The 14,906-nt window shown below is 42.9% G+C and carries 16 protein-coding genes, 1 pseudogene and 1 riboswitch; of the genes and pseudogenes, 15 read left to right on the plus strand and 2 right to left on the minus strand.

The genetic code is table 11. From position 1 onward, the window contains the following. The first annotated feature begins 15 nt into the window (after nt 1-15). Entirely contained in the window at nt 16-315 is a 300-nt protein-coding gene (locus A3M5_RS0102300) for an iron-sulfur cluster biosynthesis family protein (protein ID WP_227431906.1), read from the plus strand. Nucleotides 316-431: 116 nt separating this feature from the next. On the opposite strand, the pseudogene A3M5_RS24230 reads toward A3M5_RS0102300, so the two are convergent. After that, a pseudogene (locus A3M5_RS24230) lies at nt 432-533 on the minus strand (IS3 family transposase); the annotation flags it as partial. Nucleotides 534-1,221: 688 nt separating this feature from the next. On the opposite strand from A3M5_RS24230, the gene A3M5_RS0102310 reads away from it, so the two are divergent. Together A3M5_RS0102310 and A3M5_RS0102315 are read left to right on the plus strand one after the other, a co-directional pair. After that, entirely contained in the window at nt 1,222-2,940 is a 1,719-nt protein-coding gene (locus A3M5_RS0102310) for an ABC transporter ATP-binding protein (RefSeq protein ID WP_018392137.1), read from the plus strand. Between the two features lie 345 nt (nt 2,941-3,285). Next, nucleotides 3,286-4,044 carry a CAP domain-containing protein gene (locus A3M5_RS0102315; protein WP_018392138.1) on the plus strand — a complete coding sequence of 253 codons (759 nt, stop codon included), beginning with the start codon at nt 3,286-3,288 and terminating at the stop codon, nt 4,042-4,044. 56 nt (nt 4,045-4,100) lie between these two features. Here A3M5_RS0102315 and A3M5_RS0102320 read toward each other — a convergent pair whose 3' ends face one another. Continuing rightward, nucleotides 4,101-5,150, minus strand: coding sequence for a tetraprenyl-beta-curcumene synthase family protein (locus tag A3M5_RS0102320; RefSeq protein ID WP_018392139.1), 1,050 nt, complete (start codon nt 5,148-5,150; stop codon nt 4,101-4,103). A gap of 306 nt (nt 5,151-5,456) precedes the next feature. Between A3M5_RS0102320 and A3M5_RS0102325 the strand changes: the two genes are divergently transcribed. The 12 genes from A3M5_RS0102325 to A3M5_RS22085 all read left to right on the plus strand — a co-directional run bounded on the left by A3M5_RS0102325 (nt 5,457) and on the right by A3M5_RS22085 (nt 14,813). Next, complete coding sequence (locus tag A3M5_RS0102325; protein ID WP_018392140.1) at nt 5,457-6,083, plus strand: class I SAM-dependent methyltransferase; 627 nt, start codon at nt 5,457-5,459, stop codon at nt 6,081-6,083. Nucleotides 6,084-6,144: 61 nt separating this feature from the next. Next, complete coding sequence (locus tag A3M5_RS23575; RefSeq protein WP_018392141.1) at nt 6,145-6,603, plus strand: DinB family protein; 459 nt, start codon at nt 6,145-6,147, stop codon at nt 6,601-6,603. Between the two features lie 123 nt (nt 6,604-6,726). Further along, nucleotides 6,727-7,254 carry a nitroreductase family protein gene (locus A3M5_RS0102335; RefSeq protein WP_018392142.1) on the plus strand — a complete coding sequence of 176 codons (528 nt, stop codon included), beginning with the start codon at nt 6,727-6,729 and terminating at the stop codon, nt 7,252-7,254. A 224-nt stretch (nt 7,255-7,478) separates the two neighbouring features. Beyond that, nucleotides 7,479-8,315, plus strand: coding sequence for a TetR/AcrR family transcriptional regulator (locus A3M5_RS22070; RefSeq protein WP_018392143.1), 837 nt, complete (start codon nt 7,479-7,481; stop codon nt 8,313-8,315). 92 nt (nt 8,316-8,407) lie between these two features. Next, nucleotides 8,408-9,076, plus strand: coding sequence for a response regulator transcription factor (locus tag A3M5_RS0102345; RefSeq protein ID WP_018392144.1), 669 nt, complete (start codon nt 8,408-8,410; stop codon nt 9,074-9,076). Further along, nucleotides 9,076-10,449 carry a sensor histidine kinase gene (locus tag A3M5_RS0102350; protein WP_018392145.1) on the plus strand — a complete coding sequence of 458 codons (1,374 nt, stop codon included), beginning with the start codon at nt 9,076-9,078 and terminating at the stop codon, nt 10,447-10,449. Before A3M5_RS0102345 ends, A3M5_RS0102350 begins: the two co-directional genes overlap by 1 nt. A gap of 6 nt (nt 10,450-10,455) precedes the next feature. Continuing rightward, the gene (locus tag A3M5_RS23580) at nt 10,456-10,965 is read left to right on the plus strand and encodes a PepSY domain-containing protein (RefSeq protein WP_018392146.1); all 510 of its coding nucleotides are present in this window, start codon (nt 10,456-10,458) and stop codon (nt 10,963-10,965) included. A 93-nt stretch (nt 10,966-11,058) separates the two neighbouring features. Next, on the plus strand, nt 11,059-11,577 hold the full coding sequence (locus tag A3M5_RS0102360) for a PepSY domain-containing protein (RefSeq protein ID WP_018392147.1): 519 nt from the start codon (nt 11,059-11,061) through the stop codon (nt 11,575-11,577). 133 nt (nt 11,578-11,710) lie between these two features. Then, a riboswitch (cobalamin riboswitch) is annotated at nt 11,711-11,901 on the plus strand. A gap of 458 nt (nt 11,902-12,359) precedes the next feature. Then, nucleotides 12,360-13,082, plus strand: coding sequence for an energy-coupling factor ABC transporter permease (locus A3M5_RS0102365; RefSeq protein ID WP_018392148.1), 723 nt, complete (start codon nt 12,360-12,362; stop codon nt 13,080-13,082). Then, a complete protein-coding gene (locus A3M5_RS0102370; RefSeq protein ID WP_018392149.1) occupies nt 13,079-13,357 on the plus strand; it encodes an energy-coupling factor ABC transporter substrate-binding protein in 279 nt (92 codons plus the stop codon). Before A3M5_RS0102365 ends, A3M5_RS0102370 begins: the two co-directional genes overlap by 4 nt. Further along, entirely contained in the window at nt 13,354-14,016 is a 663-nt protein-coding gene (locus tag A3M5_RS23585) for an energy-coupling factor transporter transmembrane component T family protein (RefSeq protein WP_018392150.1), read from the plus strand. The genes A3M5_RS0102370 and A3M5_RS23585 overlap by 4 nt, the downstream gene beginning before the upstream one ends. Then, entirely contained in the window at nt 14,013-14,813 is an 801-nt protein-coding gene (locus tag A3M5_RS22085; protein ID WP_018392151.1) for an energy-coupling factor ABC transporter ATP-binding protein, read from the plus strand. Before A3M5_RS23585 ends, A3M5_RS22085 begins: the two co-directional genes overlap by 4 nt. The last annotated feature ends 93 nt before the right edge of the window (nt 14,814-14,906 follow it).

Here is a 14,906-nt window from a genome sequence, read left to right on the forward strand (position 1 = left end):
GGGAGAGACATACGTATATCGTTAACGGAGGCGGCAGTGAATAAACTAAAAGCATCTGTTTCAAATGAAGGGAAATTTCCACGGATTGACGCCAATCTATCTGGGGGATGCGGATTGGCCGTCAATCTTTCCATTATTTTCGATGAGCCGCGGCGACATGATATTATTTTGGAGAATAAAGGTGTTCAAATTCGAATCGATCACTTCACAAAGCGTTATTTAAATGAGGAGATACACATTGATTATACGGATGAACAAGGTTTTCTATTAGGGGAACACTTTGAATCGGGCCCATGTACGATTGAAATGACTTAAAAGATTTCAACGATAGCTAAGCTAAAGCGCAATCACGATTTTGTTCACCCGAAAATTTAATAAGGAAATAGCCCCCAGCTTTGAAGTGAACCCAAAAAGTTAGACACTTTATTTAGCTAGGCTGCTTGTAAGGTCTGAGTCCGGTACTGCACTGGGCTTAGGCCTTTTAGTTTTGCCTTAATTCGTTTGTGATTATAGTAATTAATATATTGTTTAATCCAGCTTTGAAGCATAGCATTTTGAACAGGTAAGGACTTGGCAATTGAATTTATCTCTTCTTCACCATTTTGATATCTTAAAACAGTTTGTATTTTTTCTTCTTTTGTAAATTTATCCAAAAGAAAAGCACCTCCAATTGTTAGACTGGTGTCTAACAATTGGGGTGCAGTTTATTTATTGAAGGCTATTTTTTTGCGCTAATAGATTATAGATTCATTTAAAACGTAAAAAAGTGAATTTCTAGTTCGAAGCTGTCCGTCAGCGAAATATAAATTACAATTATTAGAGCATATGAGATAGTCCGTTTTTTCATGAAAGTATAGACATATTAGACAGAATTGTGGTAGATTTTTAATTGAAAGTGATTATCAATTACGGTAATTTGTTTTATATATAAAATTTGGTATAAAATCAAATGATTAGAAGTGATGTATGAAATGAATAAACTGCGCGTACGAAACACGTGAAAACCGGCTATGGCGTGGCAACGATTGTCAAGAATTTAACGAAAACGATGGCCCGGCTGATAAACCAGAAAAGCGGCACCATTTATTTAAATGAATCGGATATTTAGCGTCCGTCCATAAAAGAGATGGTCAAGCAAATAGCGATTTTTCCGCAAACCCCGGAAGTGCTGGCAGGTTTAAAGGGAAACACGCTCTTATTTTTAAAAAAGCAGGTGAAGATGTGATTAAGCAATTTTTCTCTTATTACCGTCCTTATAAGAAACTTTTCTTCTTGGACTTTTTCTGTGCAGTGATGGCGGGGCTTTTGGAACTCGCCTTCCCACTCATTGTTAATCATTTTATTGATGATCTTTTGCCGGATGGCGATTGGAATTTAATTTTGGCCGTGAGCATCGGGCTTTTGCTTATTTACATTGTCAATGCCGGTCTTCAGTATGTAGTGACGTATTGGGGACATATGCTCGGCATTAACATTGAAACAGACATGCGCCGTAAACTCTTTGGCCACGTGCAAAAGCTGTCGTTTCGATTTTTTGACAATACGAAAACCGGTCACCTTATTTCACGGATGACGAGTGACTTAATGGAAATTGGCGAAATGGCGCATCATGGTCCGGAAGATTTGTTTATCGCTTTGATGACTTTGACCGGCGCGTTTGCGATGATGGCATATATTAACTGGAAGCTAGCTGTATTAACCTTTATCATCATTCCGGTTATTTTATGGCTGGCTATCTACTTCAACAAAAAAATGACTGGCGCCTTTCATCGGCTGTTTGGTGATATTGCGGACTTTAATGCCCGTATTGAAGACAGCATGGGCGGCATTCGTGTCGTGCAGGCGTTTGCCAATGAAAAACATGAAAGAGCGCAGTTTGAAGAAAACAACAGCCGTTTCCGATTGACGAAGCTTCTCTCATATAAAATCATGGCGCTCAACATGTCGATCAGCTATATGCTGATGCGGACCGTCACACTGTTCGTCCTGATTTGTGGCACCTATTTTGTCATGCAAGGCGAGTTGACATACGGAGAGTTTGTGGGCTTTATTTTGCTGTCGAACATTTTCTTCCGACCGATTGAAAAAATCAATGCAATCATTGAAAGCTACCCGAAAGGCATTGCAGGCTTTAAACGGTATGTCGAACTGCTGAATACAGAACAGGATGTGGCCGATTCATTGAATGCAATCGACATTGATGTAGTGCGCGGTGATATTGGCTACCATAACGTCACGTTCGGCTATGAAGGCAAAACATCTGTGTTGAACAATATTAGCTTGTGGATTAAAGCAGGAGAGACGGTAGCGTTTGTCGGACCATCTGGTGCCGGTAAAACGACGATGTGCAGTTTGCTGCCGCGTTTTTACGATGTGGAGGAAGGCTATATCTCCATCGATGGACTGGATACGAAAAAGATGACACTCGCCTCTCTCAGACGCCAGATCGGCATCGTACAGCAGGATGTCTTTTTATTCTCCGGAACGATTCGTGAAAACATTTTGTATGGCGACCTTGGGGCATCTGATGAAGCGATCATGGATGCATTGAAGCGGTCGCGTCTTGATGAGTTCGTTCTTTCTTTACCGGAAGGACTTGAAACCGTTATCGGCGAACGCGGGGTGAAACTATCCGGCGGGCAAAAACAGCGGCTGGCCATTGCACGGATCTTTTTAAAAAATCCACCGATTTTAATTTTGGATGAAGCGACATCTGCACTTGACACTGAAACAGAGCTTGCCATTCAGCAGGCGCTAGCAGAGCTCGCTGTCGGGCGTACAACGCTCGTTATCGCCCATCGGCTTGCGACCATTAAGCATGCAGACCGAATTATTGTGGTGACGCCGGCCGGTATTGAAGAGCAGGGCAGCCATCACGAGCTGCTTGAGCGAGGCGGCCATTACCGCCGTCTTCATGAAGCACAGTTTGGAAATATGTAATATATCGTGAAAACCTGTAGACATCGCCTTCAATATGAAGATTTTGTCTATAGTCTGTAAAAAAGTGCCTTTTAGGCGCTTTTTTTTATGTGACGAATATGACATAGCATTTACACTTTCATTACTGAAAAAAGTAGTGAAAAAATCAATCGTGTTCAACCCGTTACTGTGTCAGTGTTTAAACGGATGGTGATTATAGGAAACTATCAATTTCAAAAGATAGCGAAATTTGCCACGCCAGAATGCATTGCGGGGCGGTAAAAGATCGTGCAACAATAAATGGGCAGCAGGGGGCCAGACATTAATAGATCAAGAAAAACATAAACTTTTAGGAGGAATTACAGTATGAAAAAGAATATTCGCATGGCGACACTCGCCGGTGCTGTTACATTAGGACTCTTCACAGCAGGTCAGGCGGAGGCAGCATCGCCGACATGTAACGTCAACGAATCAACACAAACAGTTAAACAAGTCAACGTAGATGAATTAGTAAAGAAATATAATGTTCAACAAGTTAATCTAGATGAATTTGCAAAGAAATATAATATTGACATTCAAAAACTAGTTGAACAGACAACAAAAGCGCCTGCAGCACAAGAAAAAGCGCCAGTAACACAAGAAAAAGCGCCTGCAGAACAACCAAAAGCACCAGTAACACAAGAAAAAGCGCCTGCAGCACAACCGAAAGCACCTGCAGCACAGCCACAGCAAACTGAGCAAAAAGCAGGAAGCGTCAGCGCATTTGAACAGCAAGTCTTTGAATTGGTCAACCAAGAACGCGCGAAACAAGGAGTAAAAGCTCTTCAACTAGATACGAAGTTAAGTGATGTTGCGCGTACAAAATCACAAGATATGAAAAATAAAGGCTATTTCTCTCATCAGTCTCCGACATACGGATCGCCGTTTGACATGATGAAACAGTTTGGTATCACGTACAAATCAGCCGGTGAAAATATCGCAAAAGGACAACAAACACCGGAAGAAGTAATGAATGCTTGGATGAACAGTGATGGGCACCGTAAAAATATTTTAAGTGCAGACTACACGCACATTGGCGTTGGATACGTAGACGGTCACTGGACACAAATGTTTATTGGTAAATAAGAAGAATCCCTTCCGAAATGATTATTCGGGAGGGGTTTTTTGTTTGAAACAGCATTTTATGCTTGGCGATACACCCAACTATTTAGATAAAAAAATAGAGTAGGCAACCCACCGAAGCGGATAAATCGTTTAGCTGTTCGTTTCAGTTCCTTATCTTCTTGAACTTTCTTATCCGCTAGATAAATGGCGATCAGACCTTTGTTAATAAGTTGATGAAATTTCCAGTCCGGCAAACTTCGAATACTCTCCTCGGCCTTTTCTTTGAAATATCTAATTCGTTGTACCATTTTTTCTTCACTTTCATAGTAGAAGACAAAATTCAAATCATCCTCTTCCCGGTCTTCTTCTTGATCAATAAAATAATCAAGCATAATATGAAGACCTTGAATCCAAGGGAAATATCCATTTTTTAATATGTTCACTTCTTCTGCTTTTAAACCATATGACGCATAGGCAGCAAAGCAAAAAATGCCTAATGTAGAACCTGCACAAGCAGAAAATTCATACCAAGTCATTGCAGGTACTTCGTGCTTGTGCCTCTCAAACCAATTTTCTAATAACTCAACACGTTTATTTTTTTCAACATGTTTGAATACTTGTAAATCACAATAGTAACCTGCTAATTGATGCATGGCGTCCTGTGCATTTTGAAATCCGGAGAGATTTTTCAAAACATTTTGACAAGTTAACACAAGAGAAGCCAAATACCCGCCATCGTCTTGATCGTTCCGATATTGATAATAATTTTCAGGCTCTATTCCTGGGGTTAAGGCATGATGCATAGACCGATGAAGCATACGGAAATCTCTTTCTTCCAAGGAAGTGCTCCTGTCACAAAGGTTATCTAAGTAGTCACTGATCGTTTGATAAGCCACAATAAATCGAATGATGTTTCTGCGTTCTTTTCCAGCAAGCAATCCATAAACAGCTCCACCCTCACAGTGGAAAGCCTTCTCTTTAATGCTGGAAAGCGCTTGTTTTCGTAATTCCTCATTCGGGATCTCATTAGCCTTCTCCCTCCATTCATTTAAATAATGATGAGCGTCGGGAATCACTTCTTGTTGTATTTTATACAACAATGTCCATGGCTTCGTAGGCGCCTTCAAGGCATACCCTCCTAACTAGATTTAAAGTGAAATTGCACGCACTTCCATGTGAGTGGCATCTCGTCAATGATCAGCTCTTCTTGATTGGGCAACTGATTTTAAACTTTTGGAATTTGTAAGTACTTAACGTATTCGACTTTTCAGAAGATACTCCTTTAGAAATTTGTAAAATTGTTATTTAATTGAAAAAATAAGCTGCTTTAACTTGATGGGATCCATAGAGAGGGGCGTTTTTTATATCGAAAAATGATAAAATAAACGGATAGCGGCGATAAAGGCATTGTTCGCGAAAAGGGGCGGTCATTTATGGAGAAGACAGAGGAACGGATTTGGCCGGATGAGATGAACGCAATGAATGGAATGCTGCTTGAGCATATTGCGCGTTACCAGTTTGCGATTCACTATGCAAAAGGGCGTGTGCTTGATATTGCGTGTGGAAGCGGATTTGGCACGCAGATTATTGCAAAAGCAGCGAAAAAGAGACTGACGGAAGTGATTGGCGTTGATCGTGATGTTGAGACGATCGTGTATGCGAAAGGACGCTATTATCATCCACTCGTTACATTTGAAGCGCAGAATGCAGCGGATCCGATGCTGCCTGAGAAATTAGGGATGTTCGATTCCATATTTAGTTTTGAAACGATCGAACATATACAAGATGAAACAATGTATCTTGATCATTTGTATACGATGTTAAAACCCGGGGGAACACTCATCATATCAACGCCGTTTGGCCACGGACGCGGCCAGCCGACGTTGGAAAAATTTCATGTGCATCAGTTGACAGAACATGAATTTTTCAGCACATTTAATCGTTATGAATCGGTAGAATGCTACTATCAACGAGGTGTGTTGGTTGAACCGGTGCCTGGAAGGAAGGGGCGGCACTACCCAATTGGCATCGTCGTTTGTACGAAAAATGAAATGGAATAGTATGCATGACATGAAGTATATATTATGATGAAATATGTATTTACATAAAGGAGTGATTTTTATGGAATCAATTAAACAATTTGGATTTTCACGTGCGGCTACAATTGGCGCGCTGCAACAGGCGCCGAAGGAAAAGTGGGACGAGCAGCCGGATGGCTATTCAAATACGATTCATTGGAATGCGGGACATATTTATTTTGCAGCAGAAGGGCTGTTGCATATGGCGGATGACAGCTATGAGATTGAGCGTCCTAAGTGGGGTGCAATGTTTGCGACGGGAACACGTCCATCTGAGTGGACAGGCGACGTGCCGGAAGCAGAGGAAATTGTAAAGGCACTTGAGCAGCAGGCAGGCCGTATTGAAGCGCATTTTGCAGAGAAACTAAGTGCTGAAGCATCAAATCCGCTTACGATTGCTGGATTTGAGATGGCGACGGTTGAAGCGATTCTTCAGTTTGTCACAGGGCATGAAGGCACACATGTTGGCATCATTAAATCATTAACAAATGCAGTGAAGTAAGCAAAAACGCCCTCGCCGATTTTAGACGAAGGGCGTTTTTAGCGATGAAATCATTCAGTAAGAGTAATCTAATTAGATTAGTCTGAAAAATCTGATAAAATCGAATGAGAAGGGGGAATGGAAATGAATGTACATGAAGCGATTGAAGGACGCCGGGAAATAACGGCATTTGCACCGCTGAAAATTGACAAAGACGCATTGGGGCGAATTATCCGCGCTGGGTATTTAGCGCCCGCCGGGAATAATTTGCCGTCGCGTGAACTGATCATCGTGACGGATCGGGACAAGTTAGTTCATTTATCAAGTGCTACCCCGTTTATGAAATGGCTAGCGACTGCTGGTGCCGGAATCGTGATTACCGGTCGTCCGGATGTAAGTAAATATTGGCTGCAGGATGCTTCCATCACCTCTGCATTTATTTGGCTGGCGGCTGAACAGGAGAATCTCGGCGCCGCTTTTGGAGCGATATATCATTCGGAAGATGCAGATGAGTCCGCAAAACGAGAGTCGCACGTTCGAGAGGCACTCGACATACCAGAAGATCGCCGCATTTTAGCAGTCATCGGCACTGGGCACATCGATGCGAAACCGAAACCGAAGAAGCATGTGCCGTTTGAAGAGATTGTTCATTACGAAACATTTAAAAGCTAAGTGGCGCAGAAAAGATGAAAGTTGATCAGAAACAGAAACAGGGTCTCCCGTTCCATTCGAAGACTTTATTTTTTCATTTACTAGACAGTTGATTAAACAAATTTTTATAATATACCAATAGTATAAAAAATCAAATGAACAATTTTTAAAAGTCTTGAAATAAAAGGGATTTTCCGCTAGTATGTGTTTAGACTATGAGTTCAAATTAGGGGAAGTGCAACGAATTGAATGAACGAAAGAAAAAGGTAATGGTGGCAGCACATGCTCTATTTGTTGAAAAAGGATATGCAGCCACATCCGTGCAAGATATTTTAGAGGAAAGCGGCATTTCGAAAGGAACGTTTTATAATTATTTCTTGTCGAAAAATGAACTGTTAATTAGTATTTTTGAAAAAATTAACAGTGAAACGGATGAACGGCGGATAAATATGCTTGCCGGGCGGCCTGTTCATGATAAAGAAGTATTTATCGAGCAGATTAAAGTGAAAATGGAAGTGAATAAAGAGAATAATTTGTTTGTGCTTTTTCAAGGAGTGTTTGCGTCGGAGGATGTCGAGCTGAAAAAGTTTGTGAAACAGCATCATTTAAAGGAACTACGATGGATACAAAGGCGGATGATCGAAGTGTTTGGCGAAAAGGTGCGGCCTTATTCAACGGACTTAGCGGTTACATTGCTCGGTGTGGTGCAAAATATGGTTCATTTTGTTGTGGCGGTTGAAGAGACGCTGGAGCTTGATACTATTATCGGCTATGCGATGCGCCGTGTCGAGTCAACTGTGAACGATGTAATGAAGACAGATGATCAGCTTTTTGATTCACGTATTCTAGAACGGTGGATGCCAGAAACAGCGTTAAATCGTGAAAAAAAGAAAAGCGTACTGATGCGGAAGATCGGTTTGATGCAGGATACGGGAGACTCAGATCAAGAAGAACTTCTGTCTTTTTTACAGGATGAACTGCGGACGACGGAACCACGCCACCGTGTTATTGAAGCGGTACTAGGCGATGTAAAAGAACATGAAGAACTAAAGATGCTAATTCATGACTTTTTAAACGAATGAACAAAAGGATGGTCCCCGTGGACCGTCCTTTTGTTTGGACAAAATGTATCGTCACAACGATAATAAGTAGTAACGAAAGGGGAGACCTGGATGTGAGCGTACAGCGTATTTTAATTGTAGAAGATGAAGAACGGATTGCTCGCGTGCTTGAACTGGAGCTGGAGCATGAAGGGTATGAAACGAAAAAAGCATTTGACGGACTTGATGGCATTGCGGCTTTTCGTGAAGGGACATTTGATCTTGTTCTCCTTGATGTCATGCTGCCGGGAATGAATGGCATGAGTGTCCTGCGCCGCATTCGTCAAGGAAGCGACGTGCCCGTTATTATGCTGACGGCGAAAGATACAGTGGTGGACAAAGTGGAAGGTCTTGATATCGGCGCGAGTGACTATGTGACGAAGCCGTTTGATATGGACGAACTACTTGCAAGAATTCGGGCAGCACTTCGCAAGTCGGTTCAAATGAAGGCTCTAACAGCCGCTGATCTATTCGTGAATGAAGAGTCACGTGACGTGACACGTGCCGGTCAATCAATTGATTTGACGCCGCGTGAGTATGATTTGCTTCTCTATTTATTGAAAAATAAACGCCATGTGTTATCTCGTGAACAGCTGCTCGATGGTATATGGGGATACGATTACTATGGAGATACGAACGTGGTCGACGTGTATATCCGCTATTTGCGGAATAAAATAGATAAGCCGTTTGGTGTGCCGCTTATTCATACGGTGCGCGGCGTCGGCTACGTACTAAAAGATTGATGAAGCTAAAAAATAAAATTCATCTCGGCACGAGTGTGCTACTTATTGTGATCGTCATCGTCATGAACACAGCGGTCTATTTTGCGGCAGGCAGTATGTTAAAAGAAGCAGACCTTGACAGGACAGTGGCAGAAGCGAGACGGATTATGACCGGAGTTTTGAATCCAGCTGCTTCCGTGTCAAGTGCTGATTTGCTTCGGGCATATGCGCCAGCGGACGGGATGGTGCGCATTATATTACCTGATTCGACAGTGGACGGTGTTTCTGCCTCCCCAGGAGCCATCGATTTGCGTGATATTGAAGCTGTATACGAAACGGCCGAACAGCGGAATGTGATTGAGGTTGGAAGCGCACGCTATGCACGTGTGATTGCGCCTGTCATTTGGCGAAATGGGGACGTAGCGTCATTAGAAATAATGGAGAATTTGCAGGCGACTGACCGCATTCTCGACATTTTGCGAATTGTGTTAATCGCCGCTTCCATTTTAGCCGTTATTCCAGCAGTCATATCAGCGCGTGTGCTTGGTACGGTCATTTCCAATCCGATTGTGAATCTGACGCAAACGATGCGCCACATTCGAGAAAGCGGACGGTATGAACAAATTGAAATGAATAGCAAACAAAATGATGAATTAAATGAAATGGCGGAAACGTTTAACGATATGATGGAGCAGTTGGAAAAAAACTATGTGAAGCAGGAAACGTTTGTACAAAATGCGTCGCATGAATTGAAGACTCCGCTAACGGTCGTTGAATCGTATGCGAATTTGTTAAAGCGACGCGGGAAAGACCGGCCAGATTTATTTGATGAATCTGTTGAAGCAATTCATGAAGAAGCGGTGCGGATGAAAGAGTTGACGCAGCAACTATTAACGCTTGCGCGGAGCAATGAATCATGGAATATTCAAAAAGAGTCTGTACACGTGGCGTCATTTGTAAAGGAGGCCGCGGAAGCGTTTGAAAAAGCGTATGATCGACGTATTGATGTGGGGGTACATGCACCCTTTACGATCATTACTGATCGTTCGAAGTTACGCCAAATTTTATATATTTTTCTCGATAACGCCCGTAAATATTCAGATGACGAAATACATCTTCTCGTTGAAAAAAATGAAATTCATGTCATCGACAAAGGGATCGGCATTCCATCTAGTGACATCGATAAAATTTTCGACCGTTTTTATCGAGTCGATAAAGCGCGTTCGCGTAAAACGAGGGGATTCGGTCTTGGACTGTCGCTGGCTAAAGATATAGCGGTTGCGATCGGAGCAGATGTAAAAATAGAAAGTGAAGAAGGAAAAGGGACGACTGCAATCATCACTCTCAGCGATATCTCAGAATACCGGGCTACAATGAATGAAAAAACGGAGTGAAGAGAAATGAAAAAAGTTTGGATCACAATCGTTGTCTTAACAGCAGCTACGGCTCTTTTCTTCTTATATCAAACTGTTCAGACACCGGACGTTACGATGGCAGATGCGGGTGAGCAGCTGGCCGAGAGGTATAGCGGCACGGTGACAAAATCAGCCGAGCGGAACGGGCAGTATGTGTATACGATTGAGGTGGCGGAAGGTGAATATGAGGTGATTGTCGACAGTGAGACGGGTGAGCTGCAGGAAATGACCCGTATGTTAGAGCCAGCGATTGAAGAACAGTATGTACATAGAGAAGAAACAGCTCCGGTGAAGGAATCAGGACCGTTGACAGAAGCGGAAGCGGGAGAGATTGCGCTCGGTGAAGTGCCAGGTATTATCGACGAAATTGAAATGGGCGACGACGACGAAGCTGGTTCGTTTATTGTCGATATTGATCTTGCAAACGGTGACGAGGCAACCGTGCAGGTGAATGCTATTTCAGGTGAGATTATGTCCATTTCATGGGATGATTAATGTCTCTCATCAAACTCTCATTTTTCTACCCTTATTTTCTCATCTTGCGCGGCTATGATAGAAGCAAGATCAAAAAACAAGGAGGAAAACAACATGAAAAAACGTACAATGACAGGCGGATTATTAGCAATAGGACTTATTGGTGGAGGGGCTGTGTGGGGTGTTCAAACAGATAAAAGTCAAGCAGAAGTGCCGAGTGTGGATGTGAAATTGACGATGGAAGAAGCGAAGGCGATCGCGGAAAAAGAAACGAAAGCGGTCGTCAAAAGCATTGAACTTGAGCGCGAATGGAATGGAATCGTGTATGAAGTAGATACAGATAGCGAGGATATCGACATTGACGGCAACACGGGGGAAATTTTGAAAACAGAACGTGATGATCATGACGACAATGACGATTTTGACGACAATAACGAGGCGGTGAACGTAACGGTTACACAAGAAGAAGCGATTGCGGCTGCGAAGAAAAAAGTAAAAGGTAACGTAACGAATGTCGAGCTTGACGACGGCCGTTATGAAATTGAGATTCGTAACGGCAAAACAGAAACGGACGTGTATGTACACGGTGCAACCGGTGAAGTAACAGTCGGCGAAACTGATACAGATGATTAAATTGAAAAAGCGCGATACTTTGGCGCTTTTTTTACCTGGTTTATGAACGACTAATCAGTTTTTTACTGAAATACTTAATTTTCCCTTGTCAAAATAGTGGGTTTCCTGCTATTCTTGATTACAATAACAAAACTAAATATGAAACATTGAAAGTGCCCGGAGTTTGAACGTCCGGGATAATAGGGAAATCGGTGTGAATCCGATGCAGCCCCCGCTACTGTAAGCGCGATGAAATTGTCCATATCCACTGGTGAATACACCGGGAAGGGGGACAAAAGTAAAAGGACCGCAAGCCAGGAGACCTGCTTTTAATGCCTAAACATTATTCTTCGGTGGGAAGAACGGGATGAATGCGTATAAAGTATGCCTTTTTTGCGATTTTCTGCCCCCGCTTCCATTGAAGAAGCGGGGGCTTTTTGCGTTTCCAAAAAAAGGAGTGATTGACATACGTCAACATAGAAATTAACCGAAATGAATCGGCACGTTCTTATTTGCGATGGTTCGACATGCATGAGAAGAGTTGGCAAAGAAGTGATATTGTGCACATTATCCGACGCCACATCATAATGAAATCAACACGTGCACAACTGAATTGACCGCCTTAACCGGTGTGTGGCTTCCAGAGGGCTTATCAGTCTGAAGAGCGGTCCGGAGCAAAACGGGATAGCTGTTTAACCTTTAATACGGTGACCGGATATACACATTTATTTTCCATCCAACAAAGAATTTGCTGCTGCTTTTGTCGCTGCAGCCCGTTCAATTAATCGAAAAGAGGCTACTGTATGAATAAATTAATCATTTTATTGCTTGCTGTCTTTTTCTGGCTAAATTCTTACACAGAACCGGCAGCGATGCACATTATGGAAGGGTTTTTGCCCATAGGATGGGCTGTTTTCTGGTGGATCGTGACCATACCATTTTTTTTATGGGGATTAAAAACATTAAAAAAAGCTGTTGATGAAAACCCGGAAGCGAAGCTTATGATCGGTTTTGCTGGCGCTTTTGCGTTTGTTTTATCCGCGTTAAAAATTCCTTCTGTGACCGGCAGTAGTTCGCATCCGGTCGGGACAGCACTTGGCACGATGATGTTTGGACCAGCAGCAATGACCGTACTAGGTACGATTGTTCTGCTATTTCAGGCTCTTTTGCTTGCGCATGGCGGCATTACAACGCTCGGTGCGAATGCTTTTTCAATGGCGGTTGCCGGTCCATTTGCGGCGTATGCCGTGTACCGTATGTTGAAAAAAGCCGGAATGAAAGCGGGAACGAATGCTTTTTTCACGGCCTTTGCGGCAAATATCGTTACCTATACAGTTACGTCTTTGCAACTGGCACTTGCTTTTCCATCTGAAACGGGCGGAGTATATGCATCATTTCTTGAATTTGCGGGCATTTTCGCCGTGACACAAGTATCGCTTGCCGTGTGTGAAGGATTGCTGACAGCCGCTGCCGTTAATTGGTTAGAGAAGCACCGTACATCGCTGAAAGGGGTTCATTTCTCATGAAAAAAAACATCACCTTATTTTTGTTAGCCGCGGCAATTGCTATCATTCCGCTTTTTATGTGGCAGGACAGTGAATTTGGCGGAGCAGACGGTCTCGCAGAAGAAAAAATCACGGCTATTCAAACGGATTATAAACCGTGGGCCTCACCCATTTTTGAACCACCAGGCGGTGAAACGGAGGGTCTTCTTTTTTCATTGCAGGCTGCCATTGGCGCTGGCGTAATCGGATACGTAATTGGGACGATCCGCACACGTTCGAAAAGAGAGAAATCATGAATGTACTCAACCGCGCGGCATATAACAGTCGTTTCGCTCGCATTCACCCTGCTGAAAAGGCGGCTATCTGTTTACCGCTGCTGTTTCTTTCTTTAATATGGCGAGAACCAGCTGCAACGTTTTTGGTTGTGATCATGGCTTCCATATTTGTTTTTTTGGGCGGTGTATCACTCATTTTATATATTCGACTTTTACTGGCGCCGGCTGCGTTTATTTTAGCCGGCGTTTTGCCAATTGCTTTTTCTTTTGAAGGCTGGTTATCTATATACGCAAATAAAGAGTCCATACAAGAAGCTGTGACAACAGCCTGTGCGGCGTTTGCTGGAGCGGCATCTCTCTACGCATTTATTTTGACAACGCCGTTTACACAAATCATCTGGTTGATGAATGTGTGTAAACTGCCGTCATTATTTATTGAAATTGTGGCACTCGTCTATCGCTTTATTTTTCAATTATGGGAAAAAAAGAGTGAGGTGATAATGGCACAGACACTGCGCTCCGGACGCCCGGGTATTCAAATGGCTGCGAGAGCCGCCGTTCATATCTTTACATCAACATTAATGGAAATGAATGAGAGGCAGCATGCTGTCGATTTACGTGGCGGTTTGGACTATATTCCATCGTCTGAATGGCAATCATTCTGGAGGAAAAAGAAATGATCGAATTAAAAAGTATTTGTTCCGTTTATCCTGATGGAACAGAAGCATTAAAACAAATCAATACGACGATCAAAAGTGGCGTGAAAATAGCTGTCCTCGGTGAAAGCGGGTCCGGAAAATCGACTCTTTTTCATCATTTAACCGGATTAATGCAGCCAACTGCCGGTGCGATTTCATGGGACGGGAAAGAGCTTACCTACAAAAGGAAGCATTTGCAAAAATGGAGAAGAAGAATCGGCTTTGTGATGCAAAACCCGGATATGCAGTTGTTTGCGCCGACAATAGAGGAAGATGTGATGTATGGACCACTTCAGCTCGGCTGGACGAAAGAATCGGCGAGAATAGCCGCAACTGAAGCGATGAAGGCGTGTGGAATTGATCACCTTCGTCATAAACCGCCTCATGCACTTAGCGCAGGTGAAAAAAAACGTGCCGCTATTGCCGGGGTAGCAGCGATGAATCCGGATGTATTCGTTCTGGACGAACCAGAAGCTGGACTGGACCCCGCGAATGTGCAAAAACTTGTCGCTCTAATTAACACGTTCCATCAGCGTGGAAAAACCGTCATCGCATCAACCCATCATGTTGATTTTGCCTATGAATGGGCGGATGAATATATGATTTTAAACAAAGGTAGTCTAGTAAAACATGATCGGCCATCTGTTGTTTTCAGTGAGCCTCTTCCCTCTGCTTTAGACATTCCATGGGCATTCGAAATTGGACGCTTATGTGGAGAAACTCCGTTGACTAAAAAAGATGCACTTTGCATTCTGCGACAAACGATGACAAAAATGTAACAATTATTTCAGGAAAAGGGTTGTGTTATTTTCATAGATTAATTAAAATTGATAAATGGAAGTGATAACCAAAATATGTGCTAAATAGTAGGG

The organism is Bacillus sp. 37MA (assembly GCF_000372765.1).
GTDB classification, from domain to species: Bacteria; Bacillota; Bacilli; order Bacillales; family Domibacillaceae; genus Domibacillus; species Domibacillus aminovorans.